This is a genomic window from Aeromonas mytilicola subsp. aquatica (assembly GCF_044336385.1).
GTDB lineage: Bacteria > Pseudomonadota > Gammaproteobacteria > Enterobacterales > Aeromonadaceae > Aeromonas > Aeromonas rivipollensis.
This window is the reverse complement of sequence record NZ_CP172298.1, coordinates 3,817,501-3,844,152: the sequence shown is the minus strand read 5'-3', so window position 1 is coordinate 3,844,152 and position 26,652 is coordinate 3,817,501. Positions and strand designations below refer to the sequence as shown.

Annotated in this window: 22 protein-coding genes (1 of these 22 only partly in view); 9 read left to right on the top strand and 13 right to left on the bottom strand. The window is 61.8% G+C overall.

Translation table 11 applies throughout. The annotated features are described in order from the left end of the window. The first annotated feature begins 84 nt into the window (after window positions 1-84). Window positions 85-1,182 (top strand): agmatine deiminase, encoded by a 1,098-nt coding sequence (gene aguA / locus ACFWHB_RS17485; protein WP_395948951.1) that lies wholly within the window; start codon window positions 85-87, stop codon window positions 1,180-1,182. Window positions 1,183-1,452: 270 nt separating this feature from the next. Next, window positions 1,453-3,156: an amidase gene (locus ACFWHB_RS17480; RefSeq protein WP_395948950.1), complete on the top strand. Its 1,704-nt coding sequence runs from the start codon at window positions 1,453-1,455 to the stop codon at window positions 3,154-3,156. A 135-nt stretch (window positions 3,157-3,291) separates the two neighbouring features. On the opposite strand, the gene ACFWHB_RS17475 is transcribed toward ACFWHB_RS17480, so the two are convergent. The 4 genes from ACFWHB_RS17475 to ACFWHB_RS17460 all read right to left on the bottom strand — a co-directional run bounded on the left by ACFWHB_RS17475 (window position 3,292) and on the right by ACFWHB_RS17460 (window position 7,378). After that, entirely contained in the window at window positions 3,292-4,590 is a 1,299-nt protein-coding gene (locus tag ACFWHB_RS17475) for a patatin-like phospholipase family protein (RefSeq protein WP_394294789.1), read from the bottom strand. Between the two features lie 840 nt (window positions 4,591-5,430). Further along, window positions 5,431-5,886, bottom strand: coding sequence for a GNAT family N-acetyltransferase (locus ACFWHB_RS17470; RefSeq protein WP_395948949.1), 456 nt, complete (start codon window positions 5,884-5,886; stop codon window positions 5,431-5,433). Window positions 5,887-6,235: 349 nt separating this feature from the next. Beyond that, window positions 6,236-6,631, bottom strand: a complete 396-nt coding sequence (locus ACFWHB_RS17465) for a hypothetical protein (RefSeq protein ID WP_395948948.1) — start codon at window positions 6,629-6,631, stop codon at window positions 6,236-6,238. A gap of 237 nt (window positions 6,632-6,868) precedes the next feature. Beyond that, a complete protein-coding gene (locus ACFWHB_RS17460) occupies window positions 6,869-7,378 on the bottom strand; it encodes a hypothetical protein (protein WP_395948947.1) in 510 nt (169 codons plus the stop codon). A gap of 244 nt (window positions 7,379-7,622) precedes the next feature. Here ACFWHB_RS17460 and ACFWHB_RS17455 point away from each other — a divergent pair, with 244 nt between their 5' ends. After that, a complete protein-coding gene (locus ACFWHB_RS17455; protein ID WP_395948946.1) occupies window positions 7,623-9,080 on the top strand; it encodes a DUF2235 domain-containing protein in 1,458 nt (485 codons plus the stop codon). Window positions 9,081-9,159: 79 nt separating this feature from the next. Here ACFWHB_RS17455 and ACFWHB_RS17450 read toward each other — a convergent pair whose 3' ends face one another. From ACFWHB_RS17450 to ACFWHB_RS17420, 7 genes are all read right to left on the bottom strand, one after another. Further along, window positions 9,160-10,497, bottom strand: a complete 1,338-nt coding sequence (locus ACFWHB_RS17450) for a ferredoxin reductase family protein (RefSeq protein ID WP_395948945.1) — start codon at window positions 10,495-10,497, stop codon at window positions 9,160-9,162. Between the two features lie 209 nt (window positions 10,498-10,706). Beyond that, window positions 10,707-11,951: a DEAD/DEAH box helicase gene (locus tag ACFWHB_RS17445; protein WP_395948944.1), complete on the bottom strand. Its 1,245-nt coding sequence runs from the start codon at window positions 11,949-11,951 to the stop codon at window positions 10,707-10,709. A gap of 101 nt (window positions 11,952-12,052) precedes the next feature. Next, window positions 12,053-13,486, bottom strand: a complete 1,434-nt coding sequence (locus tag ACFWHB_RS17440) for a GGDEF domain-containing protein (protein WP_395948943.1) — start codon at window positions 13,484-13,486, stop codon at window positions 12,053-12,055. A gap of 264 nt (window positions 13,487-13,750) precedes the next feature. Then, complete coding sequence (locus tag ACFWHB_RS17435; protein WP_204356827.1) at window positions 13,751-14,404, bottom strand: DUF799 domain-containing protein; 654 nt, start codon at window positions 14,402-14,404, stop codon at window positions 13,751-13,753. Further along, window positions 14,401-14,760 (bottom strand): DUF4810 domain-containing protein, encoded by a 360-nt coding sequence (locus ACFWHB_RS17430; RefSeq protein ID WP_395948942.1) that lies wholly within the window; start codon window positions 14,758-14,760, stop codon window positions 14,401-14,403. The genes ACFWHB_RS17435 and ACFWHB_RS17430 overlap by 4 nt, the downstream gene beginning before the upstream one ends. Before the next feature lie 11 nt (window positions 14,761-14,771). After that, window positions 14,772-15,395: a CsgG/HfaB family protein gene (locus ACFWHB_RS17425; protein ID WP_395948941.1), complete on the bottom strand. Its 624-nt coding sequence runs from the start codon at window positions 15,393-15,395 to the stop codon at window positions 14,772-14,774. 137 nt (window positions 15,396-15,532) lie between these two features. Beyond that, the gene (locus tag ACFWHB_RS17420) at window positions 15,533-16,450 is read right to left on the bottom strand and encodes a LysR family transcriptional regulator (protein WP_395948940.1); all 918 of its coding nucleotides are present in this window, start codon (window positions 16,448-16,450) and stop codon (window positions 15,533-15,535) included. 232 nt (window positions 16,451-16,682) lie between these two features. Here ACFWHB_RS17420 and ACFWHB_RS17415 point away from each other — a divergent pair, with 232 nt between their 5' ends. Beyond that, window positions 16,683-17,918 (top strand): MFS transporter, encoded by a 1,236-nt coding sequence (locus ACFWHB_RS17415; protein WP_395948939.1) that lies wholly within the window; start codon window positions 16,683-16,685, stop codon window positions 17,916-17,918. 9 nt (window positions 17,919-17,927) lie between these two features. Here ACFWHB_RS17415 and ACFWHB_RS17410 read toward each other — a convergent pair whose 3' ends face one another. Next, window positions 17,928-18,437, bottom strand: a complete 510-nt coding sequence (locus ACFWHB_RS17410; RefSeq protein WP_395948938.1) for a hypothetical protein — start codon at window positions 18,435-18,437, stop codon at window positions 17,928-17,930. 172 nt (window positions 18,438-18,609) lie between these two features. Here ACFWHB_RS17410 and ACFWHB_RS17405 point away from each other — a divergent pair, with 172 nt between their 5' ends. From ACFWHB_RS17405 to ACFWHB_RS17395, 3 genes are all read left to right on the top strand, one after another. Next, complete coding sequence (locus tag ACFWHB_RS17405; protein WP_262113744.1) at window positions 18,610-19,515, top strand: SAM hydrolase/SAM-dependent halogenase family protein; 906 nt, start codon at window positions 18,610-18,612, stop codon at window positions 19,513-19,515. A 199-nt stretch (window positions 19,516-19,714) separates the two neighbouring features. Further along, window positions 19,715-21,610 (top strand): PhoX family protein, encoded by a 1,896-nt coding sequence (locus ACFWHB_RS17400; protein WP_395948937.1) that lies wholly within the window; start codon window positions 19,715-19,717, stop codon window positions 21,608-21,610. Window positions 21,611-21,833: 223 nt separating this feature from the next. Beyond that, window positions 21,834-24,908 (top strand): cytochrome c peroxidase, encoded by a 3,075-nt coding sequence (locus ACFWHB_RS17395; RefSeq protein WP_395948936.1) that lies wholly within the window; start codon window positions 21,834-21,836, stop codon window positions 24,906-24,908. A 66-nt stretch (window positions 24,909-24,974) separates the two neighbouring features. Here ACFWHB_RS17395 and ACFWHB_RS17390 read toward each other — a convergent pair whose 3' ends face one another. Further along, complete coding sequence (locus tag ACFWHB_RS17390) at window positions 24,975-25,535, bottom strand: gamma carbonic anhydrase family protein (protein ID WP_005330618.1); 561 nt, start codon at window positions 25,533-25,535, stop codon at window positions 24,975-24,977. Between the two features lie 233 nt (window positions 25,536-25,768). Here ACFWHB_RS17390 and ACFWHB_RS17385 point away from each other — a divergent pair, with 233 nt between their 5' ends. Further along, window positions 25,769-26,410, top strand: a complete 642-nt coding sequence (locus ACFWHB_RS17385) for a ribonuclease T2 family protein (RefSeq protein ID WP_395948935.1) — start codon at window positions 25,769-25,771, stop codon at window positions 26,408-26,410. A gap of 71 nt (window positions 26,411-26,481) precedes the next feature. Next, a protein-coding gene (locus ACFWHB_RS17380) for a Pathogenicity locus (protein WP_106884869.1) crosses the window boundary here: on the top strand, window positions 26,482-26,652 show its 5' portion. Its footprint extends 111 nt past the window's final position; the window shows 171 of its 282 coding nt (coding positions 1-171); the start codon lies at window positions 26,482-26,484; its stop codon lies off the right edge, out of view.

Sequence of the window (26,652 nt, the reverse complement as noted above, 5' to 3'; positions counted from 1 at the left end):
AACTTCTTACACTGCGACCCACTCTTATTTTTTCAGGGTTCCCAGGTCAATGTGGGGGCCTCAATCCATGCAAGGAGCCTTGCGATGAGCATCAAGACCATCAACTCCATTCCGGCCGCCGACGGCTTCACCATGCCCGCCGAGTGGGCGCACCAGCAGGCCGTCTGGATGATCTGGCCGTTCCGCCCGGACAACTGGCGGGAGGCCGGTCGCTTCGCGCAGGCCACCTTCGCCAAGGTGGCGGATGCCATAGGTCAGGCCACCCCTGTCTTTATGGGGGTCCCCGCCCAGTTCATGGAGCAGGCCCGCGCCATCATGCCCGCCCACGTCACCCTGGTGGAGATGAACAGCGATGACTGCTGGGCCCGCGATACAGGCCCGACCGTGGTCACCAACGCTGCCGGCGAGTGCCGTGGGGTGGATTGGGGTTTCAACGCCTGGGGCGGCCACAAGGGCTGTCTCTACTACCCCTGGAATCAGGATGAGGAAGTGGCAGCCCGGATGCTGGAGCAGCACGGCATGGATCGCTACGACGCGCCGCTCATTCTGGAAGGGGGCTCCATCCATGTGGACGGCGAAGGCACCTGCATGACCACAGCCGAGTGCCTGCTCAACGAGAACCGCAACCCGCACCTGAGCAAGGATCAGATCGAAGCTTACTTACGCGACTATCTGGGGGTGAAGAGCTTTATCTGGCTGGATGAAGGCGTCTACATGGACGAGACCGACGGCCACATCGACAACATCTGCTGCTTCGTGCGCCCGGGTGAAGTGGCCCTGCACTGGACCGACGACCAGACAGATCCGCAATACGAGCGCTCCCTGGCTGCCCTCAAGGTGCTGGAAGCGGCCGTTGACGCCAAGGGTCGCAAGCTGAAAGTGTGGAAGCTGCCCCAGCCGGGCCCGCTCTACTGCACCGAGGAAGAGTCCGCCGGTGTCGAGAGCGGCAGCGGTGTGCCGCGCGAGGCCGAAGGTCGTCTGGCCGGTTCCTATGTGAACTTCCTCATCACCAACGGCAGCATCGTCTATCCGCTGCTGGATGCTGCCACCGATGGCGAAGCCCAGCGCATTCTGGAAGAGATCTTCCCCGAGCATAAAGTGGTCGGCGTGCCGGCCCGGGAAATCCTGCTGGGGGGTGGCAATATTCACTGCATTACTCAGCAGATCCCCTCCGGCCAGTAAGAACCGGATGACGATCCTGCTGCGAGGCCGTGATCAAGGCTCATGTGCAGCTCGCTTATGTGAAACCGAGGGCTCACGTATGTTTATACGCTCCGGTTCCTGTGCTGCTCTTCACTGAGCTTCCGACCTCTCGCGACGGGTCGTAAACCGGTTCCAGTTGGTATTCAAAACCCCACGCCGTGGGGTTTTATCGCTTGATAGTGTGATGGTCGCAGGCGCAGATGCGGCGATCATCATGACAAACAGTCACCCTTTTACAGGAGATCCCAAATGATCGAAGTGACAGAGGTTTCCATTGCCGAGCTGCGTGCCGCGCTCGAAGCAGGCCGCACCACAGCGGTCGAACTGGTCAAGGCCTATCTGGCCCGTATCGAGGCCTACAACGGCCCCGAGACTGCCACCAAACTCAACGCCGTGGTGGTCGCCAATCCCGATGCGCTGAAAGAAGCGCAAGCCTCCGATGCCCGCCGTGCCCGTGGCGAGACCCTGGGTCCGCTCGATGGCATCCCCTACACCGCCAAAGACAGCTATCTGGTCAAGGGGCTGACCGCCGCCTCCGGCAGCCCGGCCTTCAAGGATCTGGTGGCCCAGCGCGATGCCTTTACCGTTGAGCGGCTGCGCGCCGCCGGTGCCATCTGCCTTGGCAAGACCAATATGCCGCCGATGGCCAATGGCGGCATGCAGCGCGGCGTCTATGGCCGTGCCGAGAGCCCTTATAACGCGGAGTATCTCACCGCGCCCTTTGCCTCCGGCTCCTCCAACGGTGCCGGCACCGCCACCGCCGCCAGCTTCGCCGCCTTTGGTCTCGCCGAAGAGACCTGGTCGAGCGGCCGTGGCCCGGCTTCCAACAACGGCCTCTGTGCCTATACCCCATCCCGTGGCGTCATCTCGGTGCGCGGCAACTGGCCCCTGACCCCGACCATGGACGTGGTGGTGCCCTATGCCCGCACCATGGCAGACCTTTTGGAAGTGCTGGATGTGGTGGTCGCCGACGATGCCGACACCCGTGGGGATCTCTGGCGCCTGCAGCCCTGGGTGCAAATCCCCAAGGCCTCGGAAGTGCGCCCGGCTTCCTATCTGGATCTCGCCGCCAAGCCCGATGCCCTCAAGGGCAAGCGCCTCGGCGTGCCGCGCATGTTTATCAACAAGGATGAACTGGCCGGCACCAGCGAGCACCCCGGCATCGGCGGCCCGACCGGTCAGCGCATCCATACCCGCGACTCCGTGATTGCCCTCTGGGAACAGGCACGCAAGGCGCTGGAAGCCGCTGGCGCCGAAGTCATCGAAGTAGACTTCCCCCTGGTCTCCAACTGCGAAGGGGACAGACCGGGCGCGCCGACCGTGTTCAACCGCGGCATAGTGAGCCCGGAGTTTCTCAACGACGAGCTGTGGGAGCTCTCCGGCTGGGCCTTTGACGACTTCCTGCGTGCCAACGGCGATCCCAAGCTCAATAAGCTCGCCGATGTCGATGGCCCCAAGATCTTCCCCCACGATCCGGGCACACTGCCGAACCGCGAGGGCGATCTGGCGGCCGGCATGGACGAGTACGTCAATATGGCCAAGCGCGGCATCAAATCCTGGGACGAGATCCCCACAGTGCCGGACGGCCTGCGCGGTCTGGAGCAGACCCGCAAGCTGGACTTGGAGGACTGGATGGACGGGCTCAAGCTCGACGCCGTGCTCTTCCCGACCGTGGCCGACGTCGGTCCCGCCGATGCGGATGTGAATCCGGCCTCTGCCGACATCGCCTGGAGCAACGGCATCTGGGTTGCCAACGGTAACCTCGCCATCCGCCATCTCGGCGTGCCGACCGTCACAGTCCCCATGGGGGTGATGGCCGATATCGGCATGCCGGTGGGGCTGACCTTCGCCGGTCGCGCCTATGACGACAATAACCTGCTGCGCGTCGCCTCGGCCTTCGAGTCTACCGGCAGCAAGCGCAGGGTACCGCCGCGCACGCCGCCGTTGGGGTGATTGCAGTCTTCACTGATTAGCCTGGTAATAACAAAGAAAAACCCACCTGCCATGCAGGTGGGTTTTTATCAATGTGCTGTATTTGTAGATACCCTCTGGTGTGTGACGCGATTTTATTTTAAATACAGCGATAAGTCAGGGTGTAGCCAAGGATGATTTTAATAACCCCTTTCTGATGTCCTTATAATCATCCCACTTGAAATTCCTGAGAAACGACAATGCGGCCTCAGTGCCATATGTAAACAGTTTTGTTTTATCTTCATCGCCCATATCAAAATCCAACCAGCCGACATCCCCTGTATCTATATGTGAGACCAGATTCGTATAATCTTTATTGTTTTTTATGAATTCATGTTCTAATGCATGTCGGGCGGTATCAAATATGGCGGCTAAATAATCAGGGAGGGTCTTTATGTTGGTCAGTCTATCATCAAGTTGAAGTTTCACGCCAAACGTTGGTTTTGTTGGCACGAAGCCATTCTTATGGAATATGTCAATTGGGAAGTTGGATATCACCCCACCATCGACAAAGTAGAAGTAATCGGGAGGGAAGTTTTTTCTACTAGCTACGCTCCTAGTCTCTGAATTTAAGTTCCACTTACTAAGTCTGATTCCCCCCAAGCCATGGCCAGATATTTTATAAGGCTTGAAGAATAATGGAATAGACATTGAGCACCTTACAAATATGGCTGGATTTATATTTTTGTTATCATCCCAATATAATTCAGCCATTCTTGGGAAGTCTACTCGCATTTCTGAGCTGACATCTGCAGTGATTACAGCAAACTGGTTGTTGGTTACACTCACCTCTCCTGCTATGATTTGGTCTTCATAATGCCTGTTATTTTCAATACGCCTTTGGTAGCCAGGAGGAGGTGTGTGCATCTTATTATAGAGTTCAGATGTGTTCCTAACACCGAAATTATTCAGTTTTGATTCCATCCATGCCTGGAATTTATTTCCTCTATTCAGACCCATCATTATTTCAATATTGTCTTTTATTTGATATGCTTTGAATGCAGTATAAAATACGTTAGCATCCTTGCTTTTGAAGTAATGCATTATTTGGTCAATGAACTCTCGAGGATCGTTATCCCCATCCTGCTTGCCATCCACAAAACTCGATATTGGCATGTCGGCAATCAAATCGATTATTTTTTCTGATTTGCGTTCTGATGGTGACCCGCAGGCAGCTAAAAGCATTGCCGCTATTGAGCCAGCAGAAGTCCCCCCTATGCTACCAAATCTGATTCCGGCCTCTTCTAGGGTATAAAGATATCCGATCAATGCGACACCTAATACGCCGCCACCCTCCATTACAATATCAACATATTGATTGCCATCTTCATCAATGGCATCGCTATATATTTTTTGGTCAAGTGCGTCGAGTCTTATTTTCCCTTTAACGGAATTCATTACTTCTTTGATGTTCATGATTTATCTCCGCGCATAAAAAGATCATGTTGCAATGTGACCGAACGACCATCTTTTTGCAGTTCGAATAAATATTATGAAAGGAGTTTTTAGTCTGCCAAGTGCAGTTGTGAATTTATATTTAATGTCGCTATAAATGGTGTTGTCAGTAGTCTCTGCTGTATATCCTTAATAAAGGATGGTAAAAAGCCAAAATCTAGATGCAGAGTTATATCGAGATGCCAGCAGGTATCAATAGCATGTGGCATATCAGCATCATGTGTCTCCCCTTTGGGGGAGCTTGCTTGTCCGAAAAACATGGGAGTTTGGAATATCCCGGAGTCCCCATCTCTGCAGGCCCGCAGGTTCGAATAGCGAAAAGGAGGTCGCCGAGAAGTCGCTGACTCCAGGGTATCCTGCCTGTCTTGCCATGACTCAGTGCGCAGCTGTATACGGACGATTAGGCTGCGCTAATCGTCCCTACGTGGTTTGGGGCTGGCCTGCTATATCGCGTCTTGCGGGGCTGGTGATGATGGCTTCCCCATATTTCCCCCAGACTTCACCTTCTCTTCACACAGCCTCATTTTTCCCTCACAAATCCCCCCTATCTTCTGCCCACTGACTAAAGGACTGCTTGCCACTGGGGTGACAAGGGGCCAAAGAGAGGGGAGCAAGACGATGAAATCGTGGATCAAATACGGGTTGGCAGGAGCCTTGATACTGGTGGCGAGCTTCTGGGGCGGTAGCGTGCGGGCGGCGGAAGTGCAGCTCACCCAAGATGGCGTCGTCGTTTTGGGGCAGATAAACACAGGGAGTTGCACCTATTCCCCAGCGGATCCTGGCTGTTTTCCTCGACGCTTTTTATTCGGATAGCCGGGGCTTGAGTGAAATGCCCATGACCTTGTGATCTGGCGCGCATTCAATAGCCACCTCTGACCACCCCAAGGATTGATACAGTGCCGGGACATTCGTATAGGCATAGAGATAGTCTTGTGACGATGCCAATACCTGTGACACACCGGCATTGATGAGTCGGCTGGCAAGGCCTTTACCCCGGTATTCTGCACTGACAAACACGGCATTGATCCAGATGACTTCACCGCTGCGATGGGGCTCCTTGAAGCGAGAGTAAGCTAACCCTCCCATCACCACCTCATTCATGACTGCAACCAGCACAGGCGGCAAGCGCGCATTTTTGGTGTAAGTATCGCGAAACAGAAAGTCTGGCCACGCCGATTGGAACAGCTGCTCCAGCCGCGCCAAATAGGGCGAGTCTTGTTCGCAACGGATCAGTGCCATTTCATGTGGGGGTGTCATATCTCTCCAGGCACATAGCGTCTTGCCAAGGCATGAAGTTTAGGGCCGCAGGTTTGAATAGCGAAGGGTATTCGGGCGAGCGGGGCCAGGGGTTGCCGAGAGGATTCCGCTTTTTTGTGGCTCAAACGCTAGGTGGTAGACAGGCGATGCCGCTGCGTTCATCGACCCAAGATAGCGTGGGGTTTGCCTTCTATATCGTTCTCGTATGTTGGGCTTCACAGGCTCGGCATCAGCCTATTGCGCTGGCCGGTTGGCGCTGAGCCTGTGAAACCCCGGCATTTACCTTCCCTCATCCCAGCCCTTCCCCCGTGCATCACAACGAGCGGGAGGGGTGAATGGCTTTCGCTGATTAGTCCGAATCATACTGCGCATCAAGCCAGGCGATGGCCTCCTGATGGCTGTTGAACCCCTGAATGTGGCCGGGATGGATGGGGGACATGCAGGAGAGGGCGATGTGATGGATCACCTGGGCCGAATAGAGGGAGGCGATGGCCACCAGGTTCTTCTGGGCAAGCCACGAATATATATCCTGCAGATGGTGCAGCGCGGACTGCACCACCCCCTGGTGCTGGCGATGGTCCACCAGGGCGCAGAAGCGCTTCCCGTCGAGGCTCTCCACCACGCGCTTTATCTCCGCAACCCACGCCAGCATACCCTCTTCATTGAAAGGGCCGATCAGCTCACAGGTGACCAGGTGATCCTGCACATTGAAGATGAAATCACCGTGTTTTTTCTCAAAGGACATACAACATCCGAATCCATGACCAGAGGGCCGCGAGATGATATTGATTCATTCAAGCTGCATCAATATCTGAATGAGGGGCGGGGTCATGATGCCTTGGTGCTGCGTTGACACCAAGGGAGCGAGGAGCATGTCTGTTATGGCGATACGAGAACAACAGGCGGCGCCAGCGTGTTTCATCCGGATGCTGGGCAGCCCGGTCTGTACCCAGGGTGGCAATGCTCCTGCTCGCCCGTGCCTTTATCCGGGGGCATCTTGCCCGGAAGGGGGGACTGCCTTGGTGAGGGCGTCGATGGCATTGGGGACGAATCGCTCGGAAAAACCGGCGATAAAGGCCCAGATGACGGCTTTGGCGGCATCCAGATTGGTCGCAGGAGAGGCCAGGGTCAGCAGGGTCTGCAAGGAGACATAGGGGTGCTCCATGTGTTTGAACTTGGGAAACAGGTCCCCCTGCAGCAGGCTGCTGGCAAAGAGCCCGTAGGCGATAAAGCCGAGAATGCCGGAAAAGAGCAGTGAGACATAAAACTGCGTCACGATCACCCGGGGTTGGCTGATGTGGGCGATGGCACCGCTGTCGTGCAGCCTGGCGAGGCGGTAATAGTTGTTGATGACGGCCCCCACCGATCCGGCAAAGAAGATGGCGGTCATGATGTTGGAAATGAGGGGGATGGTTTGCAGCAGCAGTATCAGAGCAAGGCCTCCGAAGGAGATGAGGCCGCTGATGGCCAGGTGTTTGTAGTAGCGATCCATGGGTAGCTCCACGTTGGGCACAAGACCCTGTTGAGGATAGTCAGCCCATGGCGAAAATGACCCGAAAAGGCCGGTGCAGCAGTGCCCGGCCTTTATCTCTTCATAGAAGGAGGTATTACTGGTTTGTGCTCATAGAAGAGAAAACGTGGTTTGTCAGCGGTGGGATCGTCAAGGGATGGACTAGCATAAAGCGTCATACGGTACCGAGGTGGTAACCGTGATATCCCCGCGTAAGGAGTGCGTGATGGCTAGAAAATTGATTGTTTGCTGCGATGGAACCTGGAACAGCGAAGACAACAAAGATGGCGGTGTGCTGGCGCCTACCAATGTATTCAAAATCTTCAATGCCCTGCGCTGTGACGAAACCCAGCTCACACGTTACCAGAGCGGGGTTGGCAGTGGTGGTCTGGTCGACAAGGTGATGGGAGGCACGATCGGGCTTGGGCTCAGTGAAGATATTCGTGACTGTTATCAATGGTTGGCGACTCACTACCAAGAAGGAGATGAACTTTTCTTGTTTGGTTTTAGTCGTGGTGCGTTCACGGCCCGTAGCCTCGGGGGCATGATTGGGCGATGCGGCATAGTCCGATTCGCCTCTGACGAAGGGATGGGCGAGGTGGTGGAGCGGATTTACGATCAGGGGTATCGCAAGAAGCAGCTCTTGGCGGATCTCGCCTTTTATCCGGACTCTCAGGCTATCCGCTTCATTGGGGTATGGGATACTGTCGGCGCTCTCGGTATTCCCGATGACAAGGGATTGCTGAACTTGCTCGACCGTCCCGACAACTACCGTTTTCACGACGTCCAGCTTGGCAAGCATATCAAGACGGCGCGCCATGCCGTCGCCATCGACGAGAAACGAGGCAGCTTCACGCCGACCCTCTGGGATCCGGCCCCAGGGCGAGACATGCAGCAGATCTGGTTTGCCGGGGTTCATAGCGACGTGGGGGGCGGCTACAAGGAACACGGGCTTTCCGATATCACTCTGGCCTGGATGATGGAGGAGGTTGGCCAGTGTGGATTGGTGTTCAGGGAGTCTGCTGGTTCACAGATTGTTCCCGATCCTGCCGGCCTGCTACATGAATCTCATATCGGCCTGATGAAGCTCTTGCTCACATCCCCGCGCAGCTTGCCGAATCTTCAATCCGCCGAGATCCACAAGTCAGTGGATGATCGGCGCAAGCTATCTCCCATCAATCAGCTTCCCTATCTGCCAACCAAGGAGTGGTCAACGGAGGGGTCGATCACCCTGGATGTCTATGCCCGCCATCCATGGTATTGGACAGGTATCTATCTGGAGGCAGGCCGCCATTACCACTTCAGCGCTCATGGTGAGTGGCAGGACTCCCACGTGCCGGCGGGCCCAGAGGGGGTGCGCGACAAGGCGCTTGCACACCTGTTGGGTGATGCGCTTGGCAAGATCGAGCGCTTCTACGGCATAGTGACTCGCAACAGTCAGGCCAATGTTTCTGCTACCAAGCGGCTGGAAGATGCGGAATGGTTTGCCTTGATAGGGGTGGTGGCGGATGCGGGTAACCCGGACAACGATGGCACCCCGGCGCGGCCCAGCACCTTTGTGATCGGCAAAGAGGCCAGCATCACGCCGACCAAGAGCGGCTATCTCTACTGTTTTGCCAACGATGCCTGGGGATATTACGAGAACAACCGTGGCTTTGTGACGCTCACGGTAAGCCGCGACTGATACCGGCTGGGTGACGATAAGGGCTTCCCTCGGGAAGCCCTTTTGATGTCTCGGGTGAAGCGGTGAGGTGTGTCGAAGGTTAACGAAAGCGGAACAGCTCCCGATGCAGTGGCGATGTCAGGTGGGCATCCAGAGTCTGCGCCATGGGCTCGGGGCCGCAGAACCAGACGGGGGCCCGTTGCCGCGCCCCGAGTGCGGCCAGATCCAGCCGACCGAGCTCGGACTCCAGATGCAGCCGGTAATCGATCTCGGCCCGGCGACACAGCTCGGCCAGATGGGCGTGATAGGGGGCGGCCTCGGCCGTGGGGGCGCATTGCAGCAAGGTGGTGCCGGGGCGTTGCTCACCACGGCGCACCAGGGCCTCCAGCCAGGCGACGAAGGGGGTGATGCCGATGCCGGCGCCCATCCAGAGGGCGGGGGCAGAGTCGGGCAGGGCGAAGGCACCATAGGGGCCTGTCACCGTGACCCCATCCCCCACCTTGAGGTGCTGGTGCAGCCAGCGGGTGTGATCCCCGAGGGCACGTACGGCCAGGGTCAGGGTGAGGCCATCCGCCGAGACGTCCACCAGGGTATAGGGGTGGGGCTCGCCGCGCCCGGCGAAGTCGAAGAAGGCGAACTGGCCCGGATTGTAGTGGCGAAGGGCGGTGGCAAGGGCAATCCTGATCTCCAGGGTACGTTCATCCAGAGGGGTGAGAGTGATCACGGTTCCCTGGTGGCGCGCATTCTGGCCCACCCGCCCAAACAGGGAGTAGAGCGCCCCCATGGCCCCCAACCCGCCGCCGATGAGCAAGGTCAGGCCGACCGGTGTCATGACGCCGATGCGCGGCAGCAGGCAGAGTGCGTGCAGCCAGCCCATCAGGTAGATGACGGGGGCCAGCCGGTGGACCACCTTGAAGCGCTCGTAGCGCACCACGGCAAGCAGGCTGACCACCACCAGGGCGATCAACAGATAGAAACTCCATTCACCCAGGGTATTGCCGAGGCTGTGCCACAGGGCATCGTTGCCAGCACCAGCACCAGCACCAGCACCAGCACCAGCACCAGCACCAGCACCAGCACCAGCACCAGCACCAGCACCAGCACCGCGGCGCGCCGGGCGAGTCAGCCAGTCGGCGGCGACGGCCCACTTGGGCGCTTCCACCAGCAGCCAGTGGGCAACCAGGGTGCTGCTGGCCCAGAGGGCGCTGCTGCGATGCAGGTGCAACATGCGATCCAGCCCGCCGCACCAGACTTCTAGCCTCGGCAGGCGCAGAGCCAGCAGCAGGGAGAGGGTCATGGCGCCGAGGCCAAGCAAGCCGGTCAGGATCAGCAGTTCATGGCGCCAGGGCCATAGGCCCGTGGGCCACTGGGTCAAGCCAAGCAGCCAGATCAGGGTGAGGGTCAGGGGCAGGGTCCAGCGGAGGGATGCGGTTTTCATGGGGTTCTCCTTGTCCATGTCCCTATTGCACACCCGGTTTGTGGCCAGAGTGTGCCCCTTTACTACCTCTTTTGTAGCAGATTGTGGCAAAGGGGCCGCTCTGGGGCGGCCTAATCAAGGGGGAGAGAGCAAGGGGGCGCAGGGAAGCCCGAGCCAGGTCACTGTGTCAGGCGGGGAGCACCCGGCTGGCTCCGAAAGTGTCTCAGGGGTCAGCCTTTGCGACCCTTGCCACCCGCGAGCGCCTGCTTTCTGGCCTTCTGCTTCTGGGCGCCCTTGCCGCTGCGGCGCGGCTCGGGGTCGAAGCGGGTGAGATCGGGCTCAAAACCCGGGAACCACTGCTGGGGCAATCGGGTGTCGAGCACGGCTTCCACCTTCTCCAGCAGGGGCGCATCTTCCGGGCTGAACAAGGTGATGGCGAGCCCCTTGTTACCGGCGCGGCCGGTGCGCCCTATGCGGTGGACGTAATCCTCAGGCTGATGGGGAAACTCCAGATTGATCACGTAGTTGAGATCGCTGATATCCAGCCCGCGGGCCGCCACGTCGGTGGCGACCAGGGCCTGCAAGGTGCCCGCGCGAAACTCCAGCAGCACTTTCTCCCGCGCGCTCTGCGACAGATCCCCATGGAAGGCGAGCGCATTGATGCCCGCCTTGCCGAGCTGCTGGGCCAGCTTGTCGGCCCCCTGGCGGGTGCGGCTGAAGATGAGCACAGGAGCCCAACCCTTCACCTTGATCAGGTGCTCCACCAGCGCCAGCTTGCGTTCCCCATCCACCGCATAGACCCGCTGCTCCACCTCGGCCACCGTGGTGTTGCGCGGTGCCACTTCGATAAGCTCGGGGTCGCGCAAGAGCACGCGGCTCAAGGCAAACAGGTTGTCGTCGCAGGTGGCCGAAAACAGCAGGGTCTGGCGATCCGTCGGTATCTGTCTGAGCAGAGCCTTGATCTCGTCCATAAAGCCCATGTCGAGCATGCGGTCCGCCTCGTCGAACACCAGATGGCGGAGGCTCCCAAGGCTCAGCGCCCCCTGGCGCAGATGGTCGAGCAATCGGCCCGGGGTGGCAATCAGGATATCCACCCCGGCTTGAAGCGCCTCCACCTGGGCGGCGATGCTGACCCCGCCATAGACCAGGGCGCTGGTGAGGCTAGTGCCCTGCCCGTAGCGCGCCACGCTCTCAAAGACCTGCACCGCCAGCTCGCGGGTCGGCACCAGCACCAGGGCGCGAATGGGGCGGGAGGAGCTGGTTTGCGGCTGCTGCATCAGCTGCTCCAGCAAGGGCAGCACGAAGGCGGCGGTCTTGCCGGTGCCAGTCTGGGCCCCCGCCATCAGATCCCGCCCCGCCAGAATGAGGGGGATGGCGCTGGCCTGAATGGGGGTAGGCGCGGCATAACCCAGCTCGCGCAAGGTCTGCTGCAGGCGGGGGGAGAGGGCCAGTTCGGCAAAGGAGGCAATGGACATAGGACACCAGTGTGGGGTTATCGCGGCCAGGGCCGTGACGGGAACAATGATCGTGGCCGGGATGGTAGCAGATAGAGGGGGCGCGGCAGAAGTCGAGCCGATCAGGTGACCGGGTTGGTGCCCGGGTCTCGGATCAGCCTGATCTCCTGCCCCTGGTAATAGGCGATGTTGTGCTTGCCATGCTGCTTGACGTGGTAGAGCAGCGCATCGGCGAGATCGGTGGCCTCGGCGACGGTCAGGTAATCGCGGATGCGGATGACGCCCGCCGAGAAGGTGATGGGGGCGGGCAGCTCCGGGATCTGAAGCTGTGATGCCAGCAGGCGGGTCACGGCCTGGCGCATGCTGGCCCTGTCATTGAGCCCCTTGTAGAGGATGATAAACTCCTCGCCCCCCCAGCGGATGGCCTTGTCCCCCTTGCGCATGTTGGTCGTCAGATGACGGGCGAAGGCGACGAGGGCCAGATCTCCCACCCCGTGGCCATGGGTGTCGTTGATGGACTTGAAGTTGTCTATGTCCAGCAGCATCAGGAAGTCGTATTCCTTCAGCAGGGCTTGTTCCAGGATGTCCCGTCGCGGCAGCCGGGTCAGGTGATCTGTCAGTGCCAGGGTGCGCAGGCGGCCGTAGATGCCACGGCCCGTCAGCATGAGCAGCAGCAGGACGATCAGATAGAGCTTGAAGGCCGGGCCATAGAGCACGGCACGGACGACATCGCCGTAGCTGTATGACCACTTGAGAAAGAGGTCGTTGCCGGCCTTGGTCCGCATGAAGCGGGTATTCAGGCAGATATGCCAGGGGCGGCAGGGCTCCACCTCCTCGAAGGAGAGGACAGTCCGGGTCGGGTTGAGACTCTCGAAGGGGCGCAACACATCCTTGAATGCCTCGTCGATGGCGATGTCTATGCCCGTCAGGCCATAGCGGTAGTCCGCTAGCGCCGGATCGTAAAAGACGAAGGGGAAGTAGAGGGTGATGGTCTTCAACCCGGTGAAGGTATCGGTGTAGATGTCGGATACCTGAGCCTCATCCGTGCTGCAGGGAACATGGGTGGCGGCGAAGGCGGCGCAGCCGAAATAGTGGGTCCAGGGCTCTATGTCATTGAGGTTGGTGTTGACCGGCTGCAGCTCGCCCGGAAGCATCCGCTTGTCACCCACCATGCCAAGCATGCGCCGATCGTTATAGAAGGCGTAGAGGTTGAGGACCTCGGGGTAGGAGAGCAGGTATTGGTAGGTGCTGAGCATCTGGTTGGCGGGCGGCAGTATGGGAATGACAGCCAAGCGAGCCAGGGTGGCGAGATCATAGCCATAGGCATAGGCAGTCGCATCCCCGTTCTCGCTGAAGATGGGGGTCTTGATGCTGCTGTTGTCGATGAAGCTGGCCAGTTTCTCCGGTGCCAGTATGCGGGCCCGCTGATAAAACAGCTCGAACAGGTTCGGCTGTTTGGCGGTGATGAGCTGCATGTCGTGCCTGATGCTGAGGTAGGTGTAGTTGAACACCAGCCCCAGCCCCGCCAGCGCAAGGCAAAGGAGTGAGAATCGCATCAGCCACCTGCGGGGCAGGGTGCGCAACAGTGATCCAGCCATGCCGTGACGCTCCCAGGTGGTGACAGTGGGCTTTTTGTAACTGATTTTGCCCGGCATCACCAGACGAAATTGGGGGGCCGAGCAACCAGTGCACGAAAAATGAACCGCCAATATCAACAAGATAGACGATCACGTCACATGCAATGGCAAGGGAAGGGCAAACTGGTGGTGGTAGCGGAATAAGAGGGCATGACGCCCTCTGTCGTATTGCGGCGCGGCGCCTTACCTTGTCTGGGACTTCGGTGAGTAGGGGCCATGGAGAATGCCGTTGGGCATGTCGGCGCTGAGCAGCCTTACGCTGGTGATCCCGGCGATTTCATGGCCCTTGTCGGTGATGGTATTGGCAATCTGGTTGACGACAGCCACCACCAGCATGCCGATGAGGCCGCCTCCCGAATTGCTCTGCTGTTCGGCACTGCTGGCGCTGGCACTGCCTTCCCACAGCAGCTTGCCGGTGCGCAGATCCACCAGGCGGGCGCTGGCGGTGACCACAGTCTCGCTGGAGATGACCAGATAGCTGGTGCCGTAGTCCTTGATGTCGAGGTACAGCGCGGTATCGGCACCGTAGATCTCGTGGAGCTTCTTGATGGGCAGGGCATGAATGTCCGTCGGCTCGGTCACCCCGTTCTGCCGGAAGGTCTCGTTGGTGACCGCCACCGGCAGCACGTAATAGCCGGACTCGGCGAGCGGGTAGGTGATCTGGGACTGCAGGCTGGCCCCCGCCTTGATATCAGGCGAGTGATTCACCGGTGGCAACACCAGGATGGAGGTCGGTCTGCTCTCCTTGAAGTTGCCGTAGTCGTAGCCGGGGCCCTTTGCGCAGCCGCTCAGCAGCAGGGTGCCCAGCATCAGGGCAAGGAAAGTGCGCAGTGTCATTGGGTCGCCCCCTTCTGGTTGGACATCAGGAAGTTCATGAAGGGTGCCGATTCGGGGAAGAGGCGTTTCTCGGTCTCGAACTGCTCGCGGGTCTGCGTATCCTTGCCTAGCTGGGCATAGAGCATGCCCAGGTGAGCGTGGAAGCCGGGCGGAACCGCCTGGCCCTTGGCGCTGGCCTCTTGCTGGTTTTTCTCCAGCGCATCGATCTGGGCCTCGACCCCGGTGTCCTCACCCTGCATGTGCTGGTAAACCACCCCCTGGTACTGATCCCAGTTGTAGAGCGTCTTTGGTGCCTGGGCACAGGCACTCAGCAGCAGGCCGCTGGCCAGCAGCAGGGAAAGCTTGGACATGGTCATCTCGTCTCTCCTCATTGGGCCGGGCGCCAGGCGCCGGTCTCGATGCCGTTCACCAGGTTGTTGACGGCTTCCCGAATGGCGAGATCCAGCACCTTGCCGTTCAGGGTGGAGTCGTAGCTGGCGGTGCCGCCGAAGCCGACGATCTCGCGGTTGGAGAGCTCGTACTCCCCGGCGCCCTGGGACGAGAAGACCACTTCAGAGGTGGTGACCTTGACGATGTTGAGGTTGACCTTGGCATAGGCGATCTGGGACTTGCCGCGACCCAGTATGCCAAACAGCTGATGATCACCGACCTCCTTGCGACCAAACTCGGTGACGTCACCTGTGACCACATAGTCGGCGCCCTTGAGCTGCTGGGCCTGTTGCTTGATCCCGGCTTCCGCCTTGATCTCTTCCATGTTGTCGCGATCCAGCACGCTGAAGCGGCCTGTCTGCTGCAGATGGGTGATCAGCACGGTTTTCGCCTGGCTGCCCAGTCGGTCAACGCCGTCGGAGAAGATGCCACGCATGTAGCTGGAGCGGTTATCAAACTTGCCGACGGCGATGGGGCTGCGAGTGCCCTGATAGTGGCTCTGATAAGAGGCGACCTTGGGCACTTCCAGGGAGCGCGATGACTCGCTTGCACAAGCTGTCAACAAGCCCGCCATCAAAATGACACCAGATGAAACAACAAACTTCTTCATGTAACGTCCCGTTATTTAAGGAAAAAACAACGGCGGACTCTAGCATGGTTCGCTGCGAAGAAAGTGCCCCGTATGGGGGGCATAACCGCTCAATCAGTGTGCGTTTGGGCCGGCGTGGCGGGGAGGGCAGGGGGCTGGGTCTCCTGATGGCGCTGGAACACCTCCTCCAGTGCTGCCACCAGGGCACGCATCCGTCCCGTCTTCTGCACATCCGGGTGCAGCACCATCCAGATGTCGATGGGGTCGTGCTGGTCAGGCAGCAGGCGCACCAGGCCTGGGTCCTCCTCGGCGAGGAAGGTGGAGAGCAGCGCTATGCCGAGGCCCTGGCGGGCGGCCCCCATCAGCACCAGCTGGGCATTGCTCTGCAACACCACATTGGGCTCATGGAGAGGTTCGCCGCACAGGCTCAGCCAGTGGCGGGCCACCAGCTCCCTGGGAAAGAGCAGCAGGTCGTGCTGTTGCAGCGCCTGGCCCGAGCGGGGCGTGCCACGGCGGGCCAGGTAGTCGGGGGAGGCGTAGAGCCCCATCTTGATGGTGGCGAGCCGTTTGACCACCAGATCCCCCTGCTCGGGGCGCAGGCTGCGAATGGCCAGATCCGCCTCCTGATTGGGGATGTCGCTCACGCTGACCGCGGTCAGCAGCTTGAGGCGGATGCCGGGGTGGCGCTGGCGCAGCAGGCTGAAGGCGGGCAGCACGAAGCCCTGGGCCAGGGTATCCGTGGTGGCGATGCAGATCTCTCCTTCCAGCTCCCCCTGGCTGGCCGCGCGATCCATGGCCAGGGCCGCCTGTGCCATGGCCTCTGCCTGGGGCAGGAGCGTCTCCCCAAGGGGGCTGAGCCGATAGTGCCTGGGGGTGCGGATAAACAGCTTGGCCCCCAGCTGCTGCTCGAAGAGGCCGACCCGCCGCCCAACGGTGGCCTGATCGACCCCGAGTTCGAGGCCGGCCCGGCGCAGGCTGCCCCGCCGTGCCAGGGCCAGAAAGAAGCGGGCGTCATCCCAGTTGATCATGCTTGCTCCTCGCTCAAGCAGGACGCCCGATTGGCGCCGGGGTATTAGATGTCAGCGGGGGCGGCAGCACAAGAGGCCGCCCGTCCGCACCTGAGCACTCAAGGCGGTACGGGGCAAGCGCCCCTGTGATGCAAGTTTGAATCGCCATGATGCAGAACTGCCGCAGCCCGAGCCGAGCGGGATCGCTATGATGTCGCTCCCGATAGCGGTTCCCCTGTCTGTGATTGGAGTCTTGATGTCATCCCCCTGCGCCCCAACTGCTGCTCACGGCAGCGAGGTCGATGTTCGCCCCCGCCTGCTCTGGTTTTTGTCCCTGGCCCTGATGTCGGCCCTGCTCAACAGCAGCGTGCCCACCCCGCTCTATCCCCATTACCAGGCGGCGCTGGCCCTGAGCGATCTCGGCCTCAGCCTCATCTATGGCGGCTATGCGGGGGGCGTGCTGATCGCCCTGTTCGGGGTGGGCAACCTGGCGGGACGGGTGGCGGATCTGCGCACCCTGATACTGCCCGCCCTGCTGGCGGTCGCGGGGGGCGCCCTGCTCTTCTCCCTGGCCGACAGCTTCTGGTCGCTGCTGCTGGCGCGGGTCCTGGCCGGGATAGGCACTGGGGCCCTGACCGGCGCCGCCAATGTGGCGCTGCTGCGCTTTGGCCCCAAGGACGGCGGCAAGCGGGCGGCCCTGAGCGCCACCCTCTCCTTCACCGCCGGGCTGGCGCTGGGGCCAGTGTTCAGCGGCCTGGCGCTGCAACTGGACTTCTACCCGACCCGGGTGCCATTTGTGCTGATCCTGGGGATGGCGGGCTGCGCCATCGCGGGGCTGGTGCTGAGCTGGCCCAGGGGCGCCAGGATGGCGGCACCCGCCGCGAGCGGGCAGGGCGGGGGCTCCCTGGGGGAGGGGCTCAGGGCCACGGGGACCGGGTTCTTGCTCTGCGCCCTGGCGCTCTTCACCGCCTGGGCGGTGGCGGCCAGCCTGCTGGCAATAGGCCCCAAGGTGGTGAGCCAGTTGCTGGGGATGAGGGATCTGGGGCTGTTTGGCTATCTCATCGCGGCCTATCTGGTGTTCTCCGGGCTCTGCCAGTTGTGGGCGCGTCGCCTCGATGCCCGCCACACCCTGCAAAGCGGTTGTCTGGCCCTGGCGCTCTGCGTGCTGCTGTTTGCCGGTGCCGTGCACGGTTTGCCGGGCTGGCTGGCGGGGCTCGGGCTGCTGGTGGCCGGTTACGCCCAGGGGGCCGTGTTTGTGGGCAGCGCGACCCTGATCAATCGCATCGCGCCCCCCGCCAGCCATGCGCGACTGGTCTCCCTCTTCTATGTGATCGCCTATGTGGCGAACTGGGTGCCCGTGTTGCTGGGCTGGGTGAGCGATGGTGCCGGCTTGCTGGCGGCGCTGGATCTGCTCGCCGTCGGCAGCACGCTGATCAGCCTGGGGCTGGCCTGGGCTCTCTCGCGCAGGCGCTTCGAGCCCGCCTCCTGACTGGCGTCGTCATTGGTCGACCAGAGCGACGCTCCCGGCATCCAGATGGTGCATCCACTCCCGCAGGATCAGCAGGGCGGCGGCGAAACGGCGATCTCTGGGCAACTGGGCCGATGCCAGGGGATCCCCTTCCACCATGGCGACCAGCTGGCCGAACAGCCTCTCTATGCTCTCCCGGCTCAACTCATGGCTGCCGAGTCCCTCTGCCAGGGGCACTGGGCTGTGCAGCTCTACCAGAGGGTGAGGCGGGACATGTGCCGCGAGGGGCATCAGCACATCTTCCACCACCATGATGGCTTGCTCCAGCTCGAGGGGCGTCAGCAGTTCCTCCGCTACCAGGATGGCCTGCTCCAGCTCGAGGGGCGTCGGTGGATCCCGGCGAAAGGAGCCCGGGGTCATGGCATCCAGGCCCAGGGCCAGGACGAACTCCCGGCTGACGCCATCCTCTCCGGTGAGCCTTACCCGGCTCTCCCTGTCACCCAGACTCAGCAAAAGTGTGCTGCTTCCCGTCTTCGTCATCTCACTGCCTCCGTGACTCTGCCTGGCCAGCACCATGGATACACCCCCACGGGCCGGATTGGCGACTCTTTTCCCCCCATTCGGGCATCAGGGGTTGCAAAGGAGATATGAAATGGCATTCTGGACGTCTAGATTTCTGTTTCTCTGTCGCATCCTCACAAGGAGTTCTGATATGGATATTCGTACCCTTCCCCGCGCCCTGGTCCTCGCCCTCTCCCTGGTGGGGGCTGGCGCCTTCGCAAGCGAGGCTCTGGTGTTCCAGACCGACTTCGGCCTCAAGGATGGCGCCGTCTCCGCCATGAAGGGGGTCGCCTTCGGGGTGGACAGGACACTGCCGCTGCAGGATCTGACCCACGAGATCCCGGCCTACAACATCTGGGAGGCGTCCTACCGCCTCTATCAGACCCTCAACTACTGGCCCAAGGGCACCGTCTTCGTGAGCGTGGTGGATCCGGGTGTCGGCACGGATCGCAAGTCTGTGGTGCTCAAGACCAAGAGCGGCCACTACATAGTCTCCCCTGACAACGGCACCCTGACCCTGGTGGCCGAGCACTTCGGCATAGAGGCGGTGCGCCAGATAGACGAGAAGCGCAACCGGCTCAAGGGCTCCGAGAAGTCCTACACCTTCCACGGTCGCGACGTCTACGCCTACACGGGGGCGCGGCTCGCCTCCGGCGCCATCGGTTTTGAGCAGGTGGGGCCCCTGCTGCCCGCCGAGGTGGTGACCATTCCCTACCAGCCGGCGGTGGCCGAGCAAGATGGCACCCTGAAGGGCACCATCCCCATCCTGGATGTGCAGTACGGCAACGTCTGGACCAATATCGACGATGCCCTGCTGACCAAGGCGGGGATCAACAAGGGGGACCAGGCCTGCTTCAGGATAAGCGAGGGGGATGCGCTCAAATACGAGGGCAAGGCCCCCTACGTCAGCAGCTTCGGCGATGTGCCGGAAGGGCAGCCGCTTATCTACCTCAACAGCCTGCTGCAGGTCTCGGTGGCGCTGAACATGGACAGCTTCGCCGCCAAGCACCAGGTGCAATCCGGTGCCAACTGGCACGTCAGCCTGAAGAAGTGCTGACAGGCTAGCGGCAACATCGATGGCAAGAGGGAGGCGCAATGCCTCCCTCTTGCATTGAGCCCTCTGCCTGCCCGGCCTCCTGACTGCGTGTGCCGCTAATGGGTGTCAATTGTCATCATTGCTTAATACATGCTCGCCATGCTGTGGCCGGAGCAAATTCGTGAGCCATGATGCCAGCAGAGAGAACAAGGAAAAGCCGATGAGCCGTTTTGACGAGAGAGACAGTGCCAACCATCCCAGGGAGCAGGAGCCTGAGTTCAACCGCCTGATCGAGGCTGGCCTCAGCCGCCGGGGCTTCTTGAAGGGAGTCGGCGCCGCCAGCATGGTGGCCTTCTTCGCCGCGAGCCCGGTGGCCCGCGCCGTGGCCGCCGCGACCCAGCCTTTGCTGGGCTTCCAGGCCGTGCCCGCCTCTGTGGCCGACGCCATAGTGGTGCCGCCCGGCTACAAGGCCGAGGTGCTGATCGCCTGGGGGGATGCCCTGTTCGCCGATGCCCCCGCCTTCGCCCAGAGCAATGACGCCAAGGCCCAGGCGCGCCAGTTTGGCGACAACAACGACGGCATGAGCTTCTTCCCCCTGGGCCCGGATCGCGCCCTGCTCGCCGTCAACAACGAATACACCAACTACGAATACCTGTTTGCGGATGGCGGCAAGGCGCTCGATGCCGGCGCCGTCGCCAAGGCCCAGGCGGCCCACGGGGTTTCTCTGGTGGAGCTGACGCGCACCGATGGCAAGTGGCAGGCGAACCCCAAGGGGGCCCTCAATCGCCGCATCACGGCCACCACCCCCATGACACTGAGCGGCCCGGCGGCGGGTCATGCCCTGCTCAAGACCCAGGCCGATCCCGAGGGGCGCACCGCCCTCGGCACTTTCAACAACTGTTCCAACGGCCAGACTCCCTGGGGCACCTACCTCACCTGCGAGGAGAACTTCAACGGCTACTTCGGCAGCGCGGGCAAGCCGGTGCTGGACCAGCGTGCCACCCGCTACGGCCTGGCCGCCGAGGATGCGGGCTTTGGCTGGCACAGGTTCGACGAGCGCTTCGATCTCGCCAAACACCCCCAGGAGCCGAACCGCTTCGGCTGGGTGGTGGAGATAGACCCGCGCGATCCCGCCTCCACCCCGAAGAAGCGCACCGCCCTTGGCCGCTTCAAGCATGAGAACGCGGCCTTTACCGTCAACCAGGATGGCCGCGCCGTGGTCTACCTCGGCGATGACGAGCGGGGGGAGCACATCTATCGCTTCGTCTCGAAGAACAAGGTGGCGCCGGGCAATGACCCTGCCAACCGGGATCTGCTGGATGAGGGCACCCTCTATGTGGCCCGCTTCGACGCCAGGGAGGGGGAGCTCAAGGGCACAGGCCAGTGGCTACCCCTGGTGCACGGCCAGAACGGTTTGACCCGGGAGAACGGCTTCGCCGATCAGGGGGAGGTGCTCATCTTCGCCCGGGAGGCCGCGACCCGGCTCGGCGCCACCACCATGGACAGGCCGGAATGGGTGGCCGTGCATCCCCACAGGGCCGAGGCTTACTGCACCCTGACCAACAACAAGAACCGCGGCCTCAAGGAGAACCAACCTCTGGATGGCGCCAACCCCAGGGCCGAGAACCCCTATGGCCAGATCATCCGCTGGCGCCCGACCGCTGGCGATCACGGCAGTGACAGCTTCGAGTGGGATCTCTTCCTGCTGGCGGGCAACCCCGGCGTTCATAAAGAGGGGCTGATGGCGGGCAGTGCCAACATCCATCCGGACAACATGTTCAACAGCCCGGACGGCATCGGCTTCGACGAGGCGGGGCGGCTCTGGATCCAGACCGACGGCGACTACTCCAACGAGAAGCAGTTTGCCGGCATGGGCAACAACCAGATGCTGTGCGCCGATCCGGCGAGCGGCGAGGTGCGCCGCTTCCTGACCGGCCCCATTGCTTGCGAGATCACGGGGCTCACCTTCAGCCCGGACTGGCGCACCCTGTTCGTCGGGGTGCAGCACCCGGGTGAAGAGCTGGCACCTTCCCACTTCCCGGACGGCGGCACCAGCATTCCCCGCTCCGCCGTGCTGCGCATCACCCGGGACGATGGTGGCATCATAGGGGCCTGATGGCCGCCAACTCGCCCTGCCTGTGATGAAAAGAGCCGCCTGCGGGCGGCTCTGTCGTTGACGGGCGCAACGGGCTGCAAGGGCGGTGACCCAGCAGGGGGGCTTGCTGGTGACCATCACCCTGCCTGGCGCCAGACTAAAAAAATATCGCCAAGAAGCGATTGATAATGATTGGCATTTGACTCGATAATCGCCGGCTTGTCCGACCACTCCAATCAACACGATGAAACCCATATTCCTGCTGGCCAGCCTGCTGGTCCTGAGTGCCTGCCATGACAACCGCAGCGAGGGCCAGGATCCCGACGTGCCGGTCACGCCTCCTGTTGTCACCCCTCCCGTGGTCACGCCTCCGGTGACACCGCCCGTCATCCCGCCGCCTGTCATCCCGCCGCCTGTCACCCCGCCGGTGACGCCCCCGGAGCAGACCCATACCCGGGCCGAGCTGACCCTGACCATTGATATCGGCGAGCGGCTGGCATCCGGGGCTACCCTGAGCCTGCGCCAGCGCGCCACCGGCATGGAGACGAGTGCAATCCTGAGCGGTCAGGGCAACCCGACCCTGACGCTGCCTGCGGGCCTGCTGCTGGCGGCGCCCCTTGAGCTTGTCGGGGAGCAGGAGGGATACATACTGAGGGCCAGCACGGCCCGGGTGGCGGATCTCGCGGCCGGTGAGTCCCTGGCCCGGCGCGCCGCCGCCCCCTCCCTGCGGCTCGACGAGGAGGAGACGGCGCTCTTCCTGCTGGCGGATCGCAACGGGGACGCCGTGCTGGAGATGGCTGAGTGGGGGCTGACCGGCGAGATCCGCCTGCAACAGCAGGCCGAGATGCAGGAGTATGCGGCCCTGCTGCGAGCCCAGCGGCTGGGGGCCGAGCTCAACTATCCCGACAGTTGGCAGATGCTGCTGGCCCTGCGGGACGACAGCGCCGCCCGCAACTGGTATAGCCGCAGCAACGGGGAGGCCATCCAGGCCGCCCGGTTGCAGCTCTATCCGGCCAGTCCCGTGATGCCGGAGGAGCCGGAGACCGCCGAGCTGCTGCGACTGGATGAGCAAGGCCGCCTGCTGACCCGGGGGGCCTGGCACTGTCTGCACGATGCCCGTGCCGCCACCGGGGTCAAGGGCAGCCAATTCTGGCTGCCGGGGGAGGGCTTTGCCGCCTCGGCCCGCGTCACGAGAACGGCGCTGGTGCCGCCGAGCAGCTGCGGCCAGCAGTCATGGCGTCTGCCGACCCTGGCCGAATTCGAGCGCCTGCTTGGCAGCGACAAGCTGATGTGGCGCTATCCCAACACCTTCCCCACCCCCTTGCCCGAGTGGATCTGGTTGCAAGATGGCACCGGGCTGGCGCGGCTCTACCAGCCGCAGACCAAGGTGTGGCGCGATGAGGGGGAGGCCAGTCTGCTCTGGTTCGCGCTATCCCCCTATCCGCTACGCCCCTCGGTGGATCGCAGAAGCGATATGCCGGATCTTACCTCCCTGCGGGCCCAATATGCTGGCGACCCGGGTCAGTGGCCGGCGGCCATGGTGGACGAAGGGGTGGAGTGGCAGGAGCTGGGCCCCCTGCCCGCCATGCCCTTCCCGGCCGACAACCCCTACCGACGGGCCAAGGTGGTGCTGGGCCAGCAACTCTTCTTCGACAAGCAGCTATCCCAGGCCCGCGACATCAGCTGCGCCAGCTGTCACGATCCGCAAAAAGGCTGGAGCGATGGTCTGAGCGTCTCGGTCGGCCATATGGGGCAGAAGGGGACCCGCAATGCACCGACCATCCTCAATGCCGGTTACAGCAGCAGCCAGTTCTGGGACGGACGGGTCGCCACCCTGGAGGAGCAGTCGCTCCATCCCATCAGCAACCCGGTGGAGATGGCCCTCGATCACGATGAGCTGCTGGCGCGGCTGCGGGCCAGCAGCGACTACCCGGCCGCCTTTGCCGCCGCCTTCGGCGACGAGACCATCACCCTGGATCGGGTCGCCAAGGCCATCGCCACCTTCGAGCGCACCATCATCAGCAGCGAGAGTCCGCTGGAGCGCTTCGTCAAGGGGGATGAGCAGGCTATGAGCGACAAGGCGCTGTGGGGCATGCACCTGTTTCGCACCGAGGGGCGCTGCATGAACTGCCACTCGGGCCCCCTGCTGAGCCAGCACAAGTTCGAGAGCCTGGGGCTGACCTATTACGGCCGCAACCTCGAGGACAGGGGCCGCTTCCTGCAGACCAGGCTGAAGGCTGACATGGGGCTGTTCAAGACCCCCAGCCTGAGAGACGTGGCCTTCACTGGCCCCTATATGCACAACGGGGTCTTCCCCATCCTGGCCCAGCGGCTCGGTGGCTCTGTGCAGGGGGTGGTGGCCATGTACAACTTCGGCGTCACCAAGTGGAGCAGCGGGGTCGGCTTCCCGACCGGGGCGGACGTGCACGATCCCTTCTTCCCCAAGGCCTCGGATCGCCTTCATGCCCTGGGGCTCTCCAACGACGAGCTGGAGGCCATCGGCGAATTCCTGCGCAGTGCCTCCGCTGAGCCAAGGCGCACCCCGGCCACAGTGGCCGAGCTGGGACTGAGCCAGGTGGATGATGATAAGGCCGTCGGCGCCATCCCGGTCGAGCTGGTGGTGACGCCCGCCCAGCCCCGGCTGGAGGTGGGGCAGAGCCTCTCCCTGCAACCTGGCCTGCGGCTGAGTGACGGCAGCGAGACTCCGGTGTACGAGGCCGTGCAATGGCGCAGCGATCAACCCGAACTGCTGAGGGTCGATGATAGTGGCGTCATCACAGCCCTGGCCGTGGGGTCTGCCGGCGTGCAGCTAAGCGCGGGGAGTCGCACCCTCAGGGGGGCGGTGCAGGTGGTGGATGCCCAGCCCGATTTTGGCCTGGGTTGCCATCAACCCGAACTGGCGGCGGGGGCGCTCTCCTTCCTCTGCCCGCTGACCCGTGCCGAGGCCGACCGGATCGGCATCGACTACGATGGCAGCGCCAGGGATGAGGATGGGGACTACAACCCCTTTGCCATCGACTATGTGGTGATGAGCCAGGGGCGGGCGCGAGAGTACTGCCAGCAACTGGTGGCCCGCGGTCACGATGACTGGCGTCTGCCGGGAGCCGATGAGCTGGCGAGCCTGTTTGCCACTTATCATCAGGCCAGCGAAGAGATGACGCTGCTGACGGAGCATGGCTGGCCGCTCTACAGCCGGGTCTGGAGCAGTGACGCACCCAATGACGAGGGGGAGGCACCCTTGCTCGATCTGGGTTACGGCGAGGTGATGAGCGATCTGCCAGAGGAGGCTCACGGGGCCGTCTGCGTGCGGGCCCGCTAACCCCGGCATGTCAGGATGACGAACAACGGGCGCCGCGGCGCCCGTTGTTGATTGTCATACCAGGACTCAGAACTCGTTGGAGAGTGCCTTGTAGCCCTTGACCAGGTCGATGTTGGTGTGGGCCACGTCTTCGGAGAACTCGGTGGCATCGACGGTGACGCGGGGGATCTGGGCCAGATCGCTCTGCTGGTTGATGCGGGTGGTGGAGGGCACATAGAAGCCGGGGGGCAGATCGCAGCCGTCGATCACCGAGTTGTGACGCACCACTGAGCCTTCGCCTATGTGGCAGTTGAACAGCACGCTGTTGAAGCCGATGAAGACCCGGTTACCCACTTCGCAGGGGCCGTGCACTATGCTGCGGTGGGCGATGGAGCTGTATTCGCCTATGGTGACGGCGGCGCCGGACTTGGAGTGGATCACCACGCCGTCTTGAATGTTGGAGTTGGCTCCGATGACGATGGGCTCCATGTCGCCGCTCTCATCCACCTCGTCGGCACGGATCACGGCGTAGGGGCCGACAAACACATTCTCCTTGATGATCACCTTGCCGCAGATGATGGCGGTCTTGTCGATGTAGGCGGACTCGTGGATGACGGGAAGGTGACCGGAGGGATTCTTGCGGATCATGTCATGTCCTGTTGCTGATGAAATCGGGGAAAATGGCGGGACGCAAAGGCTCGCCGGAGAGTCAGCTTACGCCTCTGATCCGGGAGGGGGAACCCTTTACTGGTCTGACCCACTCTTGGTAAGGGTATTTCACATGGTTGTTCTTTGACTCCCTTGTATGGGAGCATGGGGCCTGACGACAGGCCCTGTTCCTCGCCTGAAGCGGGCCTGATTGGGATGACGGAGACGATGACATGAAGAAGATGATGCTGCTCCTCGCGGCTTTCTTGCTGTGTGCCCAGGCCGTGCAGGCCAAGGGACGGCCCGGTGAGTTTGACTACTACGCCCTGGCGCTCTCCTGGTCACCTGAGCACTGCGCCATCAAACCGGCCGATCGAGAGCAGTGCAGCCGGCAGTTGGGCTTCGTGCTGCACGGGCTCTGGCCCCAATACCAGCGCGGCTACCCCGGCAACTGTACCCGCGAGCGACTGGATCCCGCCATGGAGCAGAATTTTGCCGGGCTCTATCCCAGCCGTTTTCTCTATGGCCATGAGTGGGAGAAGCACGGCACCTGCTCCGGCCTGAGTCAGCAGGCATTCCATCAACTGGCCAGGGATCTGCGCCAGAAGGTGCGGATCCCGGCGGCCTACCAATCCCTGGTCGAGCCGCTGCGCAAGCGTACCTTCCAGCTCAAGGCGGATCTGGCCGGTGCCAACGACTGGCTGGCTCCTGACAACATCACTGTGGCCTGCGCCGACGGAGGGCGTTTCCTGCGGGAGATCTACATCTGCATAAACAAGGAAGGGACTGATGCCGTCCCCTGCTCGGACGAGATGCAAAAGCGGGAGCGTCGTTCCTGCGGCCAGCCGGATTTCCTGCTGCGCAGCGTGCGTTGACCCCTCTTTATCTTCATCAGGCCCCTTGCGGGCCTGATCTGCAACTACAGCCATCGGAAAGGAGCTCCGCAATGAGCGACGTGAAACAGTTTTCGGCACGGGAACGCAGCTTGCTGCTCGGGGTGAAAGGGGTGGGTCCCACCGTCATCGGGCGGCTCGAACAGCTGGGGTACCACACCCTGAGTGAGCTGGCCGAGGCGGATACTGGCCACATAGTCCGGCTGGTGGCCAGCATGCTGGGC